Source organism: Streptomyces sp. NPDC051940, assembly GCF_040680895.1.
Taxonomy (GTDB): Bacteria; Actinomycetota; Actinomycetes; order Streptomycetales; family Streptomycetaceae; genus Streptomyces.
This window is the reverse complement of sequence record NZ_JBFAXR010000004.1, coordinates 1-14950: the sequence shown is the minus strand read 5'-3', so window position 1 is coordinate 14950 and position 14950 is coordinate 1. Positions and strand designations below refer to the sequence as shown.

The following is a 14950-nucleotide window of genomic DNA, read 5'->3' as shown; positions in this document are numbered from 1 at the left end:
CCGAGGCGGCTCCGTGACGAGAGGCGGGGAACGATCATGGCGTACAGCAGGATGGCTCGTACGACGGCTCTGCTCGCGACGGCCGTCTTCGCGATGGCCCTGACCGCCTGCAGCGACTCCGGGGGCAAGGACTCGGAGGACAAGCCGGAGAGCAACGGCGCGGGCAAGGCGAACACCGCGCGGATGACCATCGCGATGATCACCCACTCGGGCCAGGGCGACACCTTCTGGGACATCGTGAAGAGCGGCGCCCAGGTCGCCGCGGACAAGGACAACGTCAAGCTCAACTACTCCGCGAGCCCCGAGGCCAACGACCAGGCGCAGCTCGTGCAGAGCGCCATCGACCAGAAGGTCGACGGCATCATCGTCACCCTCGCCAAGCCGGACGCCATGAAGGCCGTGGTGGAGAAGGCCGTCGCCGCCGGCATACCCGTGGTGTCGATCAACTCCGGCGCCCAGTTCGCGAAGGAGTACGGCGCCCTGGTGCACTTCGGCCAGGAGGAGGGCGTCGCCGGTGAGGCGGTCGGCGAGCAGCTGAACGCCGACGGCAAGAAGAAGGCCGTCTGCCTGATCCACGAGCAGGGCAACGTGTCGCTGGAGGAGCGCTGCGCCGGCGTCAAGAAGACCTTCCAGGGCACGATCGAGAACCTCCAGGTCGAGGGCACCAACCGGCCGGGCGTCGAGGCCGCCGTGGAGGCGAAGCTGACGGCGTCGAAGGACATCGACGCGGTCGTCGCCCTGAACGCCGACATCGCGGCCGCCGCCGTGAAGGCGAAGGGCGGCGCGGAGAGCAGCGCGGAGATCTCCACCTTCGACCTGAACAAGGCCGTCATGGACGCGATGGAGAAGGGCGAGGTCGCCTTCGCCGTCGACCAGCAGCCGTATCTGCAGGGCTACCTCGCCGTGGACGAGCTGTGGCTGTACAAGCAGAACCTCAACGTCATCGGCGGCGGCCGCCCCGTCTTCACCGGCCCGGCGATCGTCACCGCCGAGGACGCGCCCGCGCTGAAGAAGTACACGGACGCCGGTACCCGGTGAGCACCTGTTCGTACGTAGTGACACATACTGGGGCCGTCGGAGCGGGTCATTCCGGTAGCCGGGCGGCTACCGCGCTCCGGCGGTACCAGGACGCACTACGCAAGGGAACACTGGCTGTGGCACAGCGCGCGGCACTGACGGGGACGAGGGTCTGGGGGGCGCTGGCGGCCGTGGTCGGAGTCCTTGCGGCCGGATGCAGCAGCACCGGCGGCAAGCGTGCCGAGGAGGCCGCGGCCGAGGCCGGGGGCAGGCCCGCCGTCAGCACCCCGCGCTGGACCGTGGCCATGGTCACCCATTCGGGCCAGGGCGACACCTTCTGGGACATCGTGCAGAAGGGCGCCAAGGAGGCCGCCGCGAAGGACAACATCAACTTCACCTACGCGGCCAGCCCCGAGGGCAACGAGCAGGCCCAGTTCGTGCAGAACGCCATCGACCAGGACGTCGACGGGCTGATCGTCTCGCTCGCGAAGCCGGAGGCCATGAAGGCCGTGGTGGAGAAGGCCGTGGCGGCGGGCATCCCGGTGATGACGATCAACTCCGGCACCAAGGAGTCCAAGGAGTTCGGCGCGCTCACCCACATCGGCCAGGACGAGACGATCGCCGGCGAGGCGGTCGGCGAGAAGCTGAACGGGACGGGCCGCAAGAAGGCCCTGTGCATCCTGCACGAGCAGGGGAACGTCGGTCACGAGGAGCGCTGCGCCGGCGTGAAGAAGACCTTCGACGGCGTGGTGGAGAACCTCTACGTCGAGGGCACCAACATGCCCTCGGTCGAGCAGTCGATCGAGGCCAAGCTGACGGCCGACAAGGCCGTCGACGCCGTCGTCACCCTCGGCGCCCCCTTCGCGAACACCGCCGTGAAGGCCAAGCAGAGTGCCGGCAGCGACGCGCAGATCTCCACCTTCGACCTCAACGAGGGCGTCGCGCAGTCCCTCCAGGACGGCATGCTCGCCTTCGCCGTCGACCAGCAGCCGTACCTCCAGGGCTACGAGGCGGTCGACCTGATCTGGCTGTACCGGTACAACGCGAACACGCTCGGCGGCGGTCTCCCGGTGCTCACCGGTCCGCAGATCGTCACCAAGGACGACGCCGCGGAGCTCGAGGAGTACGCGAAGCGGGGGACCCGATGAGCCAGACACTCACCAAGACGGACACGGAGGACGAGCGGCTCGCGCACCGCTCGCTGTTCAGCAAGCTGGTCAGCCGCCCCGAGCTGGGCTCGGTGATCGGCGCGGTCGCCGTGTTCGTGTTCTTCTCGGCCATCACCGACAGCTTCCTCAGCAGCATGGACACGGTGCTCTACGCCGCGTCGACCATCGGCATCATGGCCGTGCCGGTGGCGCTGCTGATGATCGGCGGCGAGTTCGACCTGTCGGCGGGTGTGCTGGTCACGGCGTCCGCACTCGTGTCGTCGATGTTCTCGTACCAGCTGACCGCCAACGTCTGGGTCGGCGTCCTGATCTCCCTGCTGGTCACCCTGGCGATCGGCTTCTTCAACGGCTACATGCTGGTCCGTACGGGGCTGCCCAGCTTCATCATCACGCTCGGCACGTTCCTGATGCTCCAGGGCGCCAACGTCGGCGTGACCAAGGCGGTCAACGGCACCGTCTCCACCAAGTCGATCTCCGACATGGAGGGCTTCGAGTCCGCCAAGGCGGTCTTCTCCTCCACCCTCAGCATCGGCTCCTGGGACCTGCGGGTGACGATCCTGTGGTGGATCGTCCTGGTGGCCGTCGCCACCTGGATCCTGCTGCGCACCCGGGCCGGCAACTGGATCTTCGCGGTCGGCGGCGCCGGACCGGCCGCCCGCGCGGTCGGCGTACCCGTCCACCGCACCAAGATCGGCCTGTATCTGGGCGTCGCCCTCGGCGCCTGGATCTCCGGGCAGCACCTGCTCTTCTCGTTCGGCGTGATCCAGTCCGCCGAGGGCCGCGGCCTGGAGCTGCACTACATCGCCGCGGCCGTGATCGGCGGCTGCCTGCTGACCGGCGGCTACGGATCGGCGATCGGCGCCGCGATCGGCGCCCTGATCTTCGGCATGACCAAGCAGGGCATCGTGTACGCGCAGTGGGACGCGGACTGGTTCTGGTTCTTCCTAGGGGCGATGCTGCTGCTCGCCACGCTGCTCAACGCATGGGTCCGCAAGCGGGCGGAGGCCGCGAAATGACGTCTGTGGAGCGTACGCCGGAGCCCGCCGCCAGCCCGCTGGTCGAGCTGCGCGACGTCAGTAAGTACTACGGGAACATCCGCGCCCTCCAGGGCGTCTCGCTGGAGGTCCACGCGGGGGAGATCACCTGCGTCCTGGGCGACAACGGCGCCGGCAAGTCCACGTTGATCAAGATCATCGCGGGGCTGCACCAGCACGACGCCGGCCACTTCCTGATCGACGGCAGGGAGACGAAGCTCGCCAACCCGCGCGAGGCGCTGGACCGCGGCATCGCCACCGTCTACCAGGACCTCGCCGTCGTCCCGCTGATGCCGGTCTGGCGGAACTTCTTCCTCGGCTCCGAGCCGACGAAGGGCCGCGGCCCGCTGCGGCGGCTGGACGTCGAGGCGATGCGCAGGACGGCGTACCACGAGCTGCTGCGCATGGGCATCGACCTGAGGGACGTCGACCAGCCGATCGGCACCCTCTCCGGCGGCGAACGGCAGTGCGTGGCCATCGCCCGTGCGGTGTACTTCGGCGCGAAGGTGCTCATCCTCGACGAGCCGACCGCGGCCCTCGGCGTCAAGCAGTCCGGCGTCGTGCTGAAGTACGTCGCGGCGGCCCGGGACGCCGGTCTCGGCGTGGTCCTGATCACACACAACCCGCACCACGCCTATCTCGTCGGCGACCGGTTCATCCTGCTCAAGCGCGGGGCGATGGCCGGCAGCCACTCCAAGGCGGAGATCGACCTGGACGAGCTCACCCGCGAGATGGCGGGCGGCGGCGACCTGGAACAGCTCTCCCACGAGCTGGAGCGCGCCCCCGTCCCCGACCACATCGGCGGTCACGACGTGTGACGAGACGGGCGCCGAACCCCCACCCGGAGGGAGCGGCGCCCCCCGCCGTAAGGCAGAATCACAAGCGATGACCTCGAACCGCGAAAGAGTGCAGCCCAAGGGAGCCGCCCGCGCCACCGTTCTGCGCAGCGTCAGCAGCCGCGAGCGGAGGTCGCACCTGACGGCACCCAGGGTGCCCACCGTCGGCATCGACATCGGCGGTACGAAGGTGGCCGCCGGCGTCGTCGACGCCGACGGCAACATCCTCGAGCGGATGCGGGCCGAGACCCCGGACAAGTCCAAGAGCCCCAAGGTCGTCGAGGACACCATCGTCGAGCTGGTGCTGGACCTGTCCGAGCGGCACGACGTGCACGCCGTGGGCATCGGCGCCGCCGGCTGGGTCGACGCCAACCGCTCCCGCGTCCTCTTCGCCCCGCACCTGTCCTGGCGCGACGAGCCCCTGCGCGACGCCCTGTCGTCCCGGCTGCGCGTCCCCGTCATGGTCGACAACGACGCCAACACCGCCGCGTGGGCGGAGTGGCGCTTCGGCGCCGGCCGCGGCGAGGACTACCTCGTCATGATCACGCTCGGTACGGGCATCGGCGGGGCCATCCTGGAGGACGGCCAGGTCAAGCGGGGCAAGTTCGGCGTGGCCGGCGAGTTCGGCCATATGCAGGTCGTGCCCGGCGGCCACCGCTGCCCCTGCGGCAACCGCGGCTGCTGGGAGCAGTACAGCTCCGGCAACGCCCTGGTGCGTGAGGCCCGCGAGCTGGCCGCCGCCGAGTCGCCCGTCGCGTACGGGATCATCGACAAGGTCCAGGGCCGCATCGGCGACATCACCGGCCCGCTGATCACCGAGCTGGCCCGCGACGGCGACGCCATGTGCGTCGAGCTGCTGCAGGACATCGGCCAGTGGCTCGGCGTCGGCCTCGCCAACCTCGCAGCGGCCCTCGACCCCGGCTGCTTCGTCATCGGCGGCGGCGTCAGCGCGGCCGACGACCTGCTCATCGGCCCCGCCCGCGACGCCTTCCGGCGCTCGCTGACCGGCCGCGGCTACCGGCCGGAGGCCCGGATCGCCAAGGCGCAGCTCGGCAACGACGCGGGCCTCGTCGGCGCCGCGGACCTGGCCCGGCTGGTCGCCCGCCGCTTCCGGCGTACGAACCGGCGGCGGGTGGAACGCTACGAACGATTCGCACAGGTGGTCGGAAAGTAATGCTGACGGAGTCCGGGTCCGGCCCGGAGCAGCCGTCCGGGCCCTCGCACGAGGGCGGCCGGGACGACGGGCGCGACGGCCCCCGGCCGGGGGACGGGTCCGGCGACGCGGAGCAGGAGTACGTCCCGCGCCGGCTGCCGCCCGGCTGGAAGGGCCGCACGATCATCGCCCTGCTGATCGGCGTACCGCTGGTCTACCTCTGCATCTCGTTCCTGCAGAGCCGCGACGCGGGCCGCGACAAGGCGGAGAAGGCCAACGCCACCAACCTCACCGACGGCTGGCCCACGAAGGTGCAGCGCCGCATCTACGAGGTGCCCATGCCGGAGAAGGCCGGCACGGTGCGGCACTACGAGACGAATTCGTGGAAGTCGAGCACCCTGTGGGTGGAGTTCAACACCAGCCCCATGAAGCTGCCGATCTTCCTGAAGGACGCCGGCACCTCCGAGGCCGACCTGAAGAAGGGCTACGTGCCCATCACCAAGGCTCAGGCCGACAAGGTCGGCTGGGACCTCAACGACGGCCGCACCTGGTGGGGTACGAGGATCGACCGCCCGGGCAGCGGCCCGGACGTGGAGATCGCGGTCTCGTACGACCGCTTCAACCATCCGGCGGTCCGGGTGGTGTCCACCATTGATTTCTGACGACTGACGTCCGACGTTCCGACGTTCCGACGTCCTGATCGAGGGAGGCGAGCAGTCGATGCGACTGACGAAGAAGGGCCACGCCTGTGTCCGGCTGGAGACGGGCGGCCGGGTTCTCGTCATCGATCCGGGAGCCTTCACCGAGGAGGACGCGGCGGCGGACGCCGACGCGCTGCTGGTCACGCACGAGCACGTCGACCACTTCAACGAGCAGCGTCTGCGCGCCGCCCTGGACGCGAACCCGGGCTGCGAGCTGTGGACCCTCGCCAGCGTCGCCTCCCAGCTCGCGGCGGCGTACCCGGGCCGCGTGCACACGGTCGGCCACGGCGACACGTTCACGGCCGCGGGCTACGACATCGAGGTCCACGGCGAACTCCACGCGGTGATCCACCCCGACATCCCGCGCATCACGAACATCGGCTTCGTCGTGGACGGCTCGGTCTTCCACCCCGGCGACGCGCTCACGGTCCCGGACCGCCCGGTGGACACGCTGCTGCTGCCGGTGATGGCCCCGTGGAACAAGATCGCGGAAGTCATCGACTACGTCCGCGAACTGAAGCCGACCCGAGCGATCGACATCCACAACGCCCTCCTGTCGGACGTGGCCCCCCTGATCTACGACCGAATGCTGGGCCCGAACGGCCCAGGCGTGGCCGGAGCGGAACACCTCCGCCTGACACCGGGGGAGAGCGTGGAGGTCTGAGACCCGAGTCCGCACCCCAGCCCGTCCGGCGTTTGAGGACGAGGCGCGCAGCGCCGACTGCTTAAGCCGGCGCGACCGCACCCGAACCCCGTCCCTCGCCGGAGGGCGGAGACCGCACCCCAGCCCGTCCGGCGTTTGAGGACGAGGCGCGCAGCGCCGACTGCGTCAGCCAGCGCGACCGCACCGCGGGTCGAAGCCCGGCCGGCGTTTGAGGCCGGATGGCGCGCAGCGCCGACGAGGGGGCCCGGGGGCGGAGCCCCCGCAGCGTGAGGCGACCGCGCGAGGACACCCGGTGTCAGACCCACGCGATAGGTTTGCCGCATGGCACTCCGTATCGCGACGTGGAACGTCAACTCGATCACCACCCGCCTGGACCGCGTCCTGACCTGGCTCCGCACGACGGAGCCGGACATCGTCTGCCTCCAGGAGCTGAAGTGCACGCCGGAGGCGTTCCCCACGGAAGCCCTCCGCGAGCTCGGCTACGAAGCCGCGATCGTGGCCGACGGCCGCTGGAACGGCGTCGCGATCATCTCGAAGACCGGCCTCGACGACGTGACCCGCGACCTCCCCGGCCAGCCGGAGTACGACGGAGTCGTCGAACCCCGCGCCGTGGGCGCGACCTGCGGCCCGGTCCGCGTCTGGTCGCTGTACGTACCGAACGGCCGCGAGGTGGGCCACGCCCACTACGCGTACAAGCTGCAGTGGCTGGAGGCCCTGCGCACGGCGGTGGCCGAGGACGCCACGGGCAGCCGCCCCTTCGCCGTCCTGGGTGACTTCAACGTCGCCCCGAAGGACGAGGACGTCTGGGACATCGCCCTCTTCGAGGGAGCCACCCACGTCTCCGAGGCCGAGCGGGCCGCGCTGATCGAGCTGCAGAAGACGGGCCTGGACGAGGTCTACCCGCGCGCCCTGAAGTACGACATCCCGTTCACGTTCTGGGACTACCGCCAGCTGGGCTTCCAGAAGAACAAGGGCATGCGCATCGACCACGTCTACGGCAACGCCCCCTTCACCCAGGCCGTGAAGGACGCGTACGTCGACCGCGAGGCCCGCCGCCCGGGCAAGAAGGACGCCCCCGCCGGCATGGCCCCGTCGGACCACGCCCCGGTGGTCGTGGACCTGGACCTGTAAACATGGAGCCCCAGAAGCGGACCGCCACCGCGGCGGGAGCGGCCGGCACGCCACCCCCGCCGCCCCGGCTCACGGCACGAGCGTGCCCAGGTCGACCGACTCGGCCAGGGCCGTCAGGCCCGTCTCGTTGGGGTGGAGGTGGTCGCCGCTGTCGTACGCCGGGAGGAGCGCCTGCGGGCGCTGCGGATCACGGGCGACCGCGTCGAAGTCGGCCACCGCGTCGAAGACGCCGCCGTTGTCGCGGATGAACGCGTTGACCGCCTCCCGCTGGGCGTCGGCCTCCGCGGTGCACATCCGCTCGCCCGCGCAGGGCAGGATCGTCGCCGCCACGACCCGCAGCCCGCGGCTGTGCGCCCGTTCGGCGATCCGCCGAAGTCCGTCGATGACGTCCGCGGCGGAGTAGCCCCAGCGGACGTCGTTGACGCCCTCGAAGACGAGCACCGTACGGACGCCGGTCTGGGAGAGGACGTCGCGCTCCAGCCGGTTCTGCGCGCTGACGCCGCCCAGGTCCGTGCTGACGCCGTCGCCCTGATAGCGGTCGGAGGCGACCCGGTTCGCGGAGATGCCCTGGTTGAGCACGCCGTACACGGGGGCTCCCGGCCGCTCCCGCAGCCGCCTCGCGAGCACGTCGGGCCAGCGGCGGTTGGTGTCGGGGGTGGTCGCCGTTCCGTCGGTGATGGAGTCGCCGAGGGTGACCACGGAGCCCGGGCCGCCGGACACGTCGACGCCTGTGAGGAACGGCCAGGTGCGGATCTGCCCGGTGAAGTTCTCGCCGCCCTGGTCGCCGGAGCGGTCGCCGCTGCCCGGCGCCGAGACGTACGAGGTCTGCAGGGCGAGGCTGTGCACGGGGGCCGAGACGACCGTGCCGGGGAGATGGAAGCTGACCAGCAGATCCGCCCCGGCGGGGACGTCGAAGCCGACCGGATCGCTGACAGCCTGCGCCCCGGCCGGCATCACCGCCGACGGACGGCCGCCGTCGAAGGTCACCGGCTGCGGCACCGTGGCAGCGGAGGCGCCGTCGGCCCGCAGCGCGACGGTGGCCCCGCCGACCGTGACGGGGGCCGCCGCGAACGTGTTGGCCAGCCGGATCCGCGCCGCCGTACCGCCGGCGCTGGTGTGCACCACGAGGCGCAGGGTGCGGTCCGTCCACGGGCCGACCGCGGGATAGCCGGAGGCCGCCGCACCCCAGCTGCCCGTCCAGCCGTCCGCCTCGGGGCGTACGGAGGCGGCGAAGACGTGCAGATCGGTGGTCGGACCGGGATCGGCCGGGAGCGTCACGGCGTCGATCATCGCGCCGCGGCGTACGGGCACCGTGACCGCGTACAGACGGGTCTTCTCGGCGAGTTGGCCGCCCGGAGTGTTGAGGTGGGGGAGGCCCACGGCCTTCGTCGCGTGCGGACCGGAGCGCCAGTCGGGGGCGGTGAGGGTGTACGAGCCCGTCGAACCGTCGCGGTAGTGGATCGTGCCCGTGCCCGTGGCCGCGGAGCCCGCCGCGCCCTCGGTGGAGGCGGCGACGAGGAAGGACACCGCGTTGCCGCGGCCCTGCAGCTTCACCGTCTGGCCGTCGGTGCGGACGTTGTCCGGCGCCCCGTCGCCGTAGCGCGGCCATTCGTGGCCGGCGCCGTCCAGGGTGAGCCGCTGTCCGGGGTGCCAGCCGGCGGCCATGAGGTCCTGCGCGGAGATCGAGTTGCCGGCCCCGTCGAGGTCGGCGGCGCCGGTGGCGAAGTCGTCGCTGATGGCGGTGTTGTCGAAGAACTGCTCCAGGGGGCGTGGAGCGGTCGGGGCCGCGACGGCGTCTGTGGCGGCGGAAACGGCAGGCTGGGACGCACAGAGGGCGGCCAGGGCGAGCAGGCTGACGGTGATCGAGCGTGTCGGTGCCAGGGTCGGTGCCAAGGGAGGATCCTCCCGTGTGACGACAGGGGCGCCACGAACGTAGAGAGACACGAGTGACGGGTCAAGAATGCCTGCGGGCGTGGCTGTTGGTGATCATGGGGCGAGTCGCCCGCCCTTCGGAGCGCGGCTTCGTGACGTGAGTGAAAGGTGAGCGTGGTGATCCGCTTTGCGCGTGCCTGTGGCGTTCGCGCTGGTCGGTCTGCGACCGTAGGGATATGAACATTTCCTTCCTGGACAACTGGCGCCGGAAGCACGGCGCGGCCCCCGGTGCGTCCGCGCTCTCCAGCGACGACCCTGCAGCCCGGGAGACGGATCAGTCCGGGATCGCGGAACTCCTCTCCGAATGCCAACTGCTGCGCTCGCAGGCGGCGGTGTCCGGCGTCGAACTCGACGACTCCGAATCGTCGTTGCAGGCCCTCGACCAGCTGGTTCCGCGCTGGCGGGACGATCCCGAGGTGCTCCCTTGGCTCGGCAACGACGCGGGTCTGTACCTCGGCACGGTGATCGTCCGCACGGTGCCGGGCGCGCACTGGGTGATCGCGTCGGACGACCAGCCCGTGGTGGAGCTGGACTCCGGCCGCGAGATCGACGTGGTGGAGATGGGCCACACCTGGGCGGAGACGGGTACGCCGGAGCTGGCCCACCTGTACGCGGAGGTCTCGGAGGACTGACTCCGTTCCCCCGTAAACGCCCACGTCAGGGCCGCCCCGTCACGGATTGTCAGACCTGCCCGCTAGATTCGTCACTGTTGGTAGTCGGACGGATCGCGGGGGTGGGCGATGAGGTCGTGGGTGAGGGAGCCGGCCCGTACGGGTCCTGCGGGGCTCCTTGTCTCAGGCTGTGTAGTCGATGACGTACTCGAGCCGCCAGCGGTCAGCGCGGACCACGACGTCGGAGGTCTCCACCGGCCGGTTGTCCTCGTCGTAGTGCGTGCGCTCGAGCACGGTGAGGCACTGGCCCGGCGTGCAGCCCAGCGTCTCCGCCTCCGCGCTCGTCGCCGCGCGCGAGCCGACGAGCTCGCTGGCCCGCACCACGCGCACGCCGATGGCCGCCATCCGGCCGCGGACGCCGCGCTTGGCGTACGGGCCGCGCTCGGGGAAGACCACGTCCGTGCCCTCGGTGATCGCCAGCGGCTCCCAACTGGTGGCGAGCTGCACGGGCTTGCGGTTCGCCAGATACTCGTACTGGGTGCACATCACGCGGTCGCCCGCCTCGATGCCCAGCCGCTCCGCGATGTTCCGCGGCGCCGGCGTGGTGACGGAGGTGGCCTCCCAGCTGAGCGAGGTGTCCGCGGCGGAGATCTGTGCGGCGAACGGCGAGTCCACGGCGCCGGTGGTGCGCAGCAGGGTGCCCAGCGGCGTCCGGTCGGTCACGAACACGCCCCGGCCGAACTGCCCTTGGGCATATCCGGCGGCCTTCAGCACGCGCACCGCGCGGTCCACGGTCTGATCGCTCGCCTCATACGCGCGCTTCAGCTCGGAACGGGACGGGATCTGCGCCCCGACCTTGAGATCGCCGCTGTCGATACGGTCCCGCAGATCGTCCGCGATCCGCTGGTACACCGGCCTCGTGTCGCCCATTCCGGGCTCCTTTCCCGCAACTCGCTTGACAGGCTAGGTACTCAGGGAGATTTTTGGTACCTAGGCAACAAGGTTGTTATCTGGGGGTGCCAGTGGACCCTTTGTCCGAAATCCTCGCGCTGCCTTCCGGGGTGGACGCGACACGAGTCGGCGCGTTCGTGGCGGATGTGCTCGACGACCACGAACTGGGCGCGTACGCGGTCCGGATCGCCACCGCTCTCGCGGCGGACACCCGGCTGAACTTCGACGGCAGACCCTGCGAGGTGGCAGTGCTGCTGGCTGGAGGCACGTTGAGGATCACAGTGACGGCCATACTGCCGGAGTCCCCGGGGGCGGCGCCATCCCCGGCAGGGGTGGTTCGCCCGATGGACCTCGTACGCGGTGAGGGCGTCCGCTACGGCTCCTCCGTCAGTCAGCTCTCCGGTACGTCGACGGTCTGGGCCGAGCTTCCGTGGGGTGCGGCATGACCGCCGGGGGCGAGGTGACGCCGCCCGGGGAACCATCCTCGCGGGGGGTGCGGGACGGGCTCTCCGGCGAGCAGAGCGGGGCCTTCGCGGCCTGCGCGCTCGCGGCGACCGAGCGGGCGGTGCCGGAGATAAGGGCCTTCGCCGCGACGGTGCTGGCGGCCTGGGGCGCCGACGAGGACACGTCCTTCGCCGCCCGCACGATCGTCACGGAGCTCGTCGGCAACGCGGTGCGGCACAGTGGCTCACCTCACGTGGAGCTGAAACTCAGCCGCGCGGCGGACGAGGTCCGCATCGAGGTGGCGGACGCGGGCGCGTGGCGTCCGGGACGGGACGGTGGCGAGCGCCTGGACGGTGGCGAGCGCCCGGACCGTCCCGGTGTTCCCGGGTGTCCGGCCGTGACGGCGGACATCGCGGAGGAGGGGCGTGGACTGCTGCTGGTTCACCACTTCGCCGCGCGCTGCGGCATCATCCGCAGCGCCGTCGGGACCCGTGCCTGGGCGCACCTGCCCCCGCAGCCGGCCATACGGCTGGCCGCGGACCCGGGCCCCTGACCCGCGGTGCGCTACACCGACTTGCCGTTGCCCTTGCCGGGTGACGGCAGCGGGGACGGCGCCTTCGCGGCCTTGGTGACGTCGGCGACCAGTTCGACGACGTCGGGGCCGTAGGACTGGGAGTTGACGACCTTCAGCAGCAGGACGAAGGAGGTGTTGCCGTACTTGCGGGCGAGCTTGGCCTCGTTACGGGCCAGGTACCGCATCGCGGCCTGGTTCGTGATCGAGCGCTGGCCGCAGGAGATGAACACCGGACGCGCGTCCTGGCCCGCCGTGAGCCGGGCCAGGAGGACGTGCTCGGTGATGCCGCTGTCGAGCCGGTAGCGCTCGGACCCGATCGCGAACGCGCCCCGGTCCGGCCCCGGCTCGGGGTCGGTGTTGATCCGTACGCCCGGCAGAAGGGAGCTCATATGGGCGGCCATCCGGCGGTTCGATATCGGGGTGCCCACGCAGAACTCCGTGCGGTCGCCGAAGCCCTGGTTCGCGGTGTCGTGCGCGACGATCTGCAGGTGCGCGCCGCACCCCTTGATCACGGCGGCGAGCTCGACCAGGGCGAACACGTCGTGCTTGGCGACGGTCCAGTCACTGCCGCTCGCGTCGCGGTTGACCACGACGAGGCACTCGGAGTTCTCGGGCAGCCCGAAGAACCGCTCGCGGCGGGCGCTTGCGCGGCTCGTGGAGGACTTGCGGCCGTACCAGCCGAGGCCGCAGCCGACGACCAGACCCACGGCGACGAGGATGATGGTGACCATGCCGTCATTCATGGGGCGGCATGTTACTGGTGCACCGGACCGTTGTTCGAGGCCGGGAGCAGGACGGGCGGCATACCTCAGCGATTGTGCCCTCCGCCCCTTTGCCTTCCTTTTGCCGATGAAGCTCCCGCTCCGTCGGTTCGCAGTCCCGGACACGGTGTGCCGTCCCCGCAAACTCCCCGTAGCGCCCTCGTAACACGGCGGGTGTCGAATGCGGCTGAACCATCCGGGGGCAAGAGCGCACCGGCACTGCGCCGGCCGGGGACACGGGGGCGTCCCGGCCCGGCAGCCGGCGGTCCGCGTGTCCGTCCTCCGGGCACTGGCGCCCCGTCCGGCCGGTCACGGCCGGGGACCGGGCCGCCCAACGGTCGGGTGCCCGGAGGCGGACCGGGCTCCGCCGGCGCCGTGTCCGGTGCCCGGGTCCGTCGAATGGCACGGCGTACGACGGCAGCAGACGGACGGGCCGGACGACCAGGCGGCCCGGAGAGGACGGCGACCCGGTGCGAGACGAACCGCGACTCCCCGAGGCCCAGGCGTTCACCGCGTTCTTCCGGGAGCTGGCGGGCGGTCTGGATCCCGGCGCCGGCTGGTACGGGGTCTTCCTGCAGAGCGATCCCGCCGGTATCCGGGCCTGCGTCGACGGCGACGAGATACCGCCCTGGGACGTCGTCGAGGCGCTGCTGTCGGACCTGGAGACCCAGCGCGGCCCCCAGGCCGCCACCCGGACCGCCGACCACGCCCGCCGGCTGCACCGCGCCGCGCTGCACGCCGTCGACCTGCGCCACGGGAGCGAGGACGGGCTGCGGTCGAGCCTTGCCGTGATGGGGGACGAGCAGCGCCGCAGTGAGCAGGCGATGGCCCGGCTGCGCCGCGACATCGCCGACGCGGCCAACCTCCACGACCGCCAGCGCCTCGCCGACGAGCTCGCCTGGGTGCGTGACGACCACCGGCGTGCGCAGGCCCGCGGGGCCGAGCTGCGGGAGCGGATCGAGGCGCTGCGCCTGGCACGGACCGAGGCCGAGCCTGCTCCGGCGCTCGCGCCGCCGCGTGGTGCGCGGTTCGCCGGGGCCGCGGAGGCGCCTGCGGCGCCGGTGCTGCCGGTCATGGGCACCGCCGTGCCCGAGGCCACGGCCGCCCCCGCCGCTCCGGCGGCGCCGCGGGGGGCGCGGTTCGCCGGGGCGGCCGGGGCTCCCGCGCCGCGCGGGGCCCGGTTCGCGGGGGCCACCGGTGGTGCGGGGTCCGCCCGCGGGCGGGGTGCGGCGGACCGTGCGGACGCCTCCGCGCGGGCCGGGAGTCGCGGTGCGGGGAGCGGCGGTGCGGGGAGTCGCGGTGGCGGGCGGCGCAGTGCCGAGAGTGCGGCGCAGGATCAGCGTGCCGCCGCCGCGGCCGTTGTACGCGTGCGGCGGCTGCGGGCCGAGGGGCGCAGCGGTGAGGCGTACGCGGAGCTGAGCATCGCTGCGGCGGGGCCGCCCGAGCAGTTCCCCCATCTCGTCGGGGAGCTGGAGCGGTCGGGGCTCGGTGCGGATGTGACGACCCTGCTCTGGGAGGCCGCGAGTCTGCCGGCGGAGCGGCTCGCGGCCGTCGCGGCCTCGCTGTCCGCGGCGGGGCGTGACCCGGACAGCCAGGGGTTGTTGCGGCAGTCCGTGGCTCGGCCGGTCGCGGATGTCGCCACCGCGGCTCTTGCTCTTGCCGGGCTCGGTGCGGGGGAGCAGGCGGGGGCGTTGCTGGCGGCGTTCGTGCGGAACCGCACGGCGGATGAGGCGGTGGAGCTTGTTCGGGCTGCGCCCGAGCGGCTTTCGCGGCCGGTTCTTGTGGCGGCGGGGCGTGTTTCTGAGCATCGGAGGCGGGATGTGGCGCAGGCGCTCCGCTCCGCGGGGTTGGTTTCGGGGGCGGCCTGAGGGCCGTCACCGGTTCCTGGGGGCCGCGCCCCCAGACCCCCGGCTGGTCGCGTCCCGCTGCGGGGGCTCCGCCCCCGGCCCCCCGAATCTGCGCTGCGCGCCTC

Annotated in this window: 15 protein-coding genes; 12 read left to right on the top strand and 3 right to left on the bottom strand. The window is 71.8% G+C overall.

Annotation, left to right across the window (positions count from 1 at the left end):
- Positions 1–36: 36 nt before the first annotated feature.
- The 8 genes from AB0M28_RS02985 to AB0M28_RS02950 all read left to right on the top strand — a co-directional run bounded on the left by AB0M28_RS02985 (position 37) and on the right by AB0M28_RS02950 (position 7705).
- Positions 37–1038 (top strand): substrate-binding domain-containing protein, encoded by a 1002-nt coding sequence (locus AB0M28_RS02985; RefSeq protein WP_365396711.1) that lies wholly within the window; start codon positions 37–39, stop codon positions 1036–1038.
- A gap of 116 nt (positions 1039–1154) precedes the next feature.
- A complete protein-coding gene (locus AB0M28_RS02980) occupies positions 1155–2165 on the top strand; it encodes a sugar ABC transporter substrate-binding protein (protein WP_365396708.1) in 1011 nt (336 codons plus the stop codon).
- Positions 2162–3202, top strand: coding sequence for an ABC transporter permease (locus AB0M28_RS02975; protein ID WP_365396705.1), 1041 nt, complete (start codon positions 2162–2164; stop codon positions 3200–3202). The genes AB0M28_RS02980 and AB0M28_RS02975 overlap by 4 nt, the downstream gene beginning before the upstream one ends.
- Positions 3199–4038, top strand: coding sequence for an ATP-binding cassette domain-containing protein (locus tag AB0M28_RS02970; RefSeq protein ID WP_365396702.1), 840 nt, complete (start codon positions 3199–3201; stop codon positions 4036–4038). The genes AB0M28_RS02975 and AB0M28_RS02970 overlap by 4 nt, the downstream gene beginning before the upstream one ends.
- A 67-nt stretch (positions 4039–4105) precedes the next feature.
- Entirely contained in the window at positions 4106–5230 is a 1125-nt protein-coding gene (locus tag AB0M28_RS02965) for an ROK family glucokinase (protein ID WP_365396699.1), read from the top strand.
- Positions 5230–5871 (top strand): hypothetical protein, encoded by a 642-nt coding sequence (locus AB0M28_RS02960; protein ID WP_365396696.1) that lies wholly within the window; start codon positions 5230–5232, stop codon positions 5869–5871. The genes AB0M28_RS02965 and AB0M28_RS02960 overlap by 1 nt, the downstream gene beginning before the upstream one ends.
- A gap of 58 nt (positions 5872–5929) precedes the next feature.
- Positions 5930–6574 (top strand): MBL fold metallo-hydrolase, encoded by a 645-nt coding sequence (locus AB0M28_RS02955; protein WP_365396693.1) that lies wholly within the window; start codon positions 5930–5932, stop codon positions 6572–6574.
- A 321-nt stretch (positions 6575–6895) separates the two neighbouring features.
- Positions 6896–7705 carry an exodeoxyribonuclease III gene (locus AB0M28_RS02950; RefSeq protein WP_365396690.1) on the top strand — a complete coding sequence of 270 codons (810 nt, stop codon included), beginning with the start codon at positions 6896–6898 and terminating at the stop codon, positions 7703–7705.
- A gap of 69 nt (positions 7706–7774) precedes the next feature.
- Here AB0M28_RS02950 and AB0M28_RS02945 read toward each other — a convergent pair whose 3' ends face one another.
- Positions 7775–9547: an SGNH/GDSL hydrolase family protein gene (locus AB0M28_RS02945; RefSeq protein WP_365397079.1), complete on the bottom strand. Its 1773-nt coding sequence runs from the start codon at positions 9545–9547 to the stop codon at positions 7775–7777.
- 266 nt (positions 9548–9813) lie between these two features.
- On the opposite strand from AB0M28_RS02945, the gene AB0M28_RS02940 reads away from it, so the two are divergent.
- The gene (locus tag AB0M28_RS02940; RefSeq protein WP_365396687.1) at positions 9814–10269 is read left to right on the top strand and encodes a DUF6278 family protein; all 456 of its coding nucleotides are present in this window, start codon (positions 9814–9816) and stop codon (positions 10267–10269) included.
- Between the two features lie 162 nt (positions 10270–10431).
- Here AB0M28_RS02940 and AB0M28_RS02935 read toward each other — a convergent pair whose 3' ends face one another.
- Complete coding sequence (locus tag AB0M28_RS02935) at positions 10432–11178, bottom strand: GntR family transcriptional regulator (RefSeq protein ID WP_365396684.1); 747 nt, start codon at positions 11176–11178, stop codon at positions 10432–10434.
- 131 nt (positions 11179–11309) lie between these two features.
- On the opposite strand from AB0M28_RS02935, the gene AB0M28_RS02930 reads away from it, so the two are divergent.
- Entirely contained in the window at positions 11310–11645 is a 336-nt protein-coding gene (locus tag AB0M28_RS02930) for a hypothetical protein (protein WP_365396681.1), read from the top strand.
- A gap of 47 nt (positions 11646–11692) precedes the next feature.
- Positions 11693–12196: an ATP-binding protein gene (locus tag AB0M28_RS02925; RefSeq protein WP_365396678.1), complete on the top strand. Its 504-nt coding sequence runs from the start codon at positions 11693–11695 to the stop codon at positions 12194–12196.
- 11 nt (positions 12197–12207) lie between these two features.
- Here AB0M28_RS02925 and AB0M28_RS02920 read toward each other — a convergent pair whose 3' ends face one another.
- Entirely contained in the window at positions 12208–12960 is a 753-nt protein-coding gene (locus tag AB0M28_RS02920; protein ID WP_365396675.1) for a hypothetical protein, read from the bottom strand.
- Between the two features lie 488 nt (positions 12961–13448).
- Here AB0M28_RS02920 and AB0M28_RS02915 point away from each other — a divergent pair, with 488 nt between their 5' ends.
- Positions 13449–14846, top strand: a complete 1398-nt coding sequence (locus tag AB0M28_RS02915) for a hypothetical protein (protein WP_365396673.1) — start codon at positions 13449–13451, stop codon at positions 14844–14846.
- Positions 14847–14950: the final 104 nt, after the last annotated feature.

Excerpts from the sequence above, each read along its gene's own strand:
- AB0M28_RS02985 (WP_365396711.1), top strand. The coding sequence starts at position 37 with ATGGCGTACAGCAGGATGGCTCGTACGACGGCTCTGCTCGCGACGGCC.
- AB0M28_RS02975 (WP_365396705.1), top strand. The coding sequence starts at position 2,162 with ATGAGCCAGACACTCACCAAGACGGACACGGAGGACGAGCGGCTCGCG.
- AB0M28_RS02970 (WP_365396702.1), top strand. The coding sequence starts at position 3,199 with ATGACGTCTGTGGAGCGTACGCCGGAGCCCGCCGCCAGCCCGCTGGTC.
- AB0M28_RS02965 (WP_365396699.1), top strand. The coding sequence starts at position 4,106 with ATGACCTCGAACCGCGAAAGAGTGCAGCCCAAGGGAGCCGCCCGCGCC.
- AB0M28_RS02960 (WP_365396696.1), top strand. The coding sequence starts at position 5,230 with ATGCTGACGGAGTCCGGGTCCGGCCCGGAGCAGCCGTCCGGGCCCTCG.
- AB0M28_RS02955 (WP_365396693.1), top strand. The coding sequence starts at position 5,930 with ATGCGACTGACGAAGAAGGGCCACGCCTGTGTCCGGCTGGAGACGGGC.
- AB0M28_RS02950 (WP_365396690.1), top strand. The coding sequence starts at position 6,896 with ATGGCACTCCGTATCGCGACGTGGAACGTCAACTCGATCACCACCCGC.
- AB0M28_RS02940 (WP_365396687.1), top strand. The coding sequence starts at position 9,814 with ATGAACATTTCCTTCCTGGACAACTGGCGCCGGAAGCACGGCGCGGCC.
- AB0M28_RS02935 (WP_365396684.1), bottom strand. The coding sequence starts at position 11,178 with ATGGGCGACACGAGGCCGGTGTACCAGCGGATCGCGGACGATCTGCGG.
- AB0M28_RS02920 (WP_365396675.1), bottom strand. The coding sequence starts at position 12,960 with ATGAATGACGGCATGGTCACCATCATCCTCGTCGCCGTGGGTCTGGTC.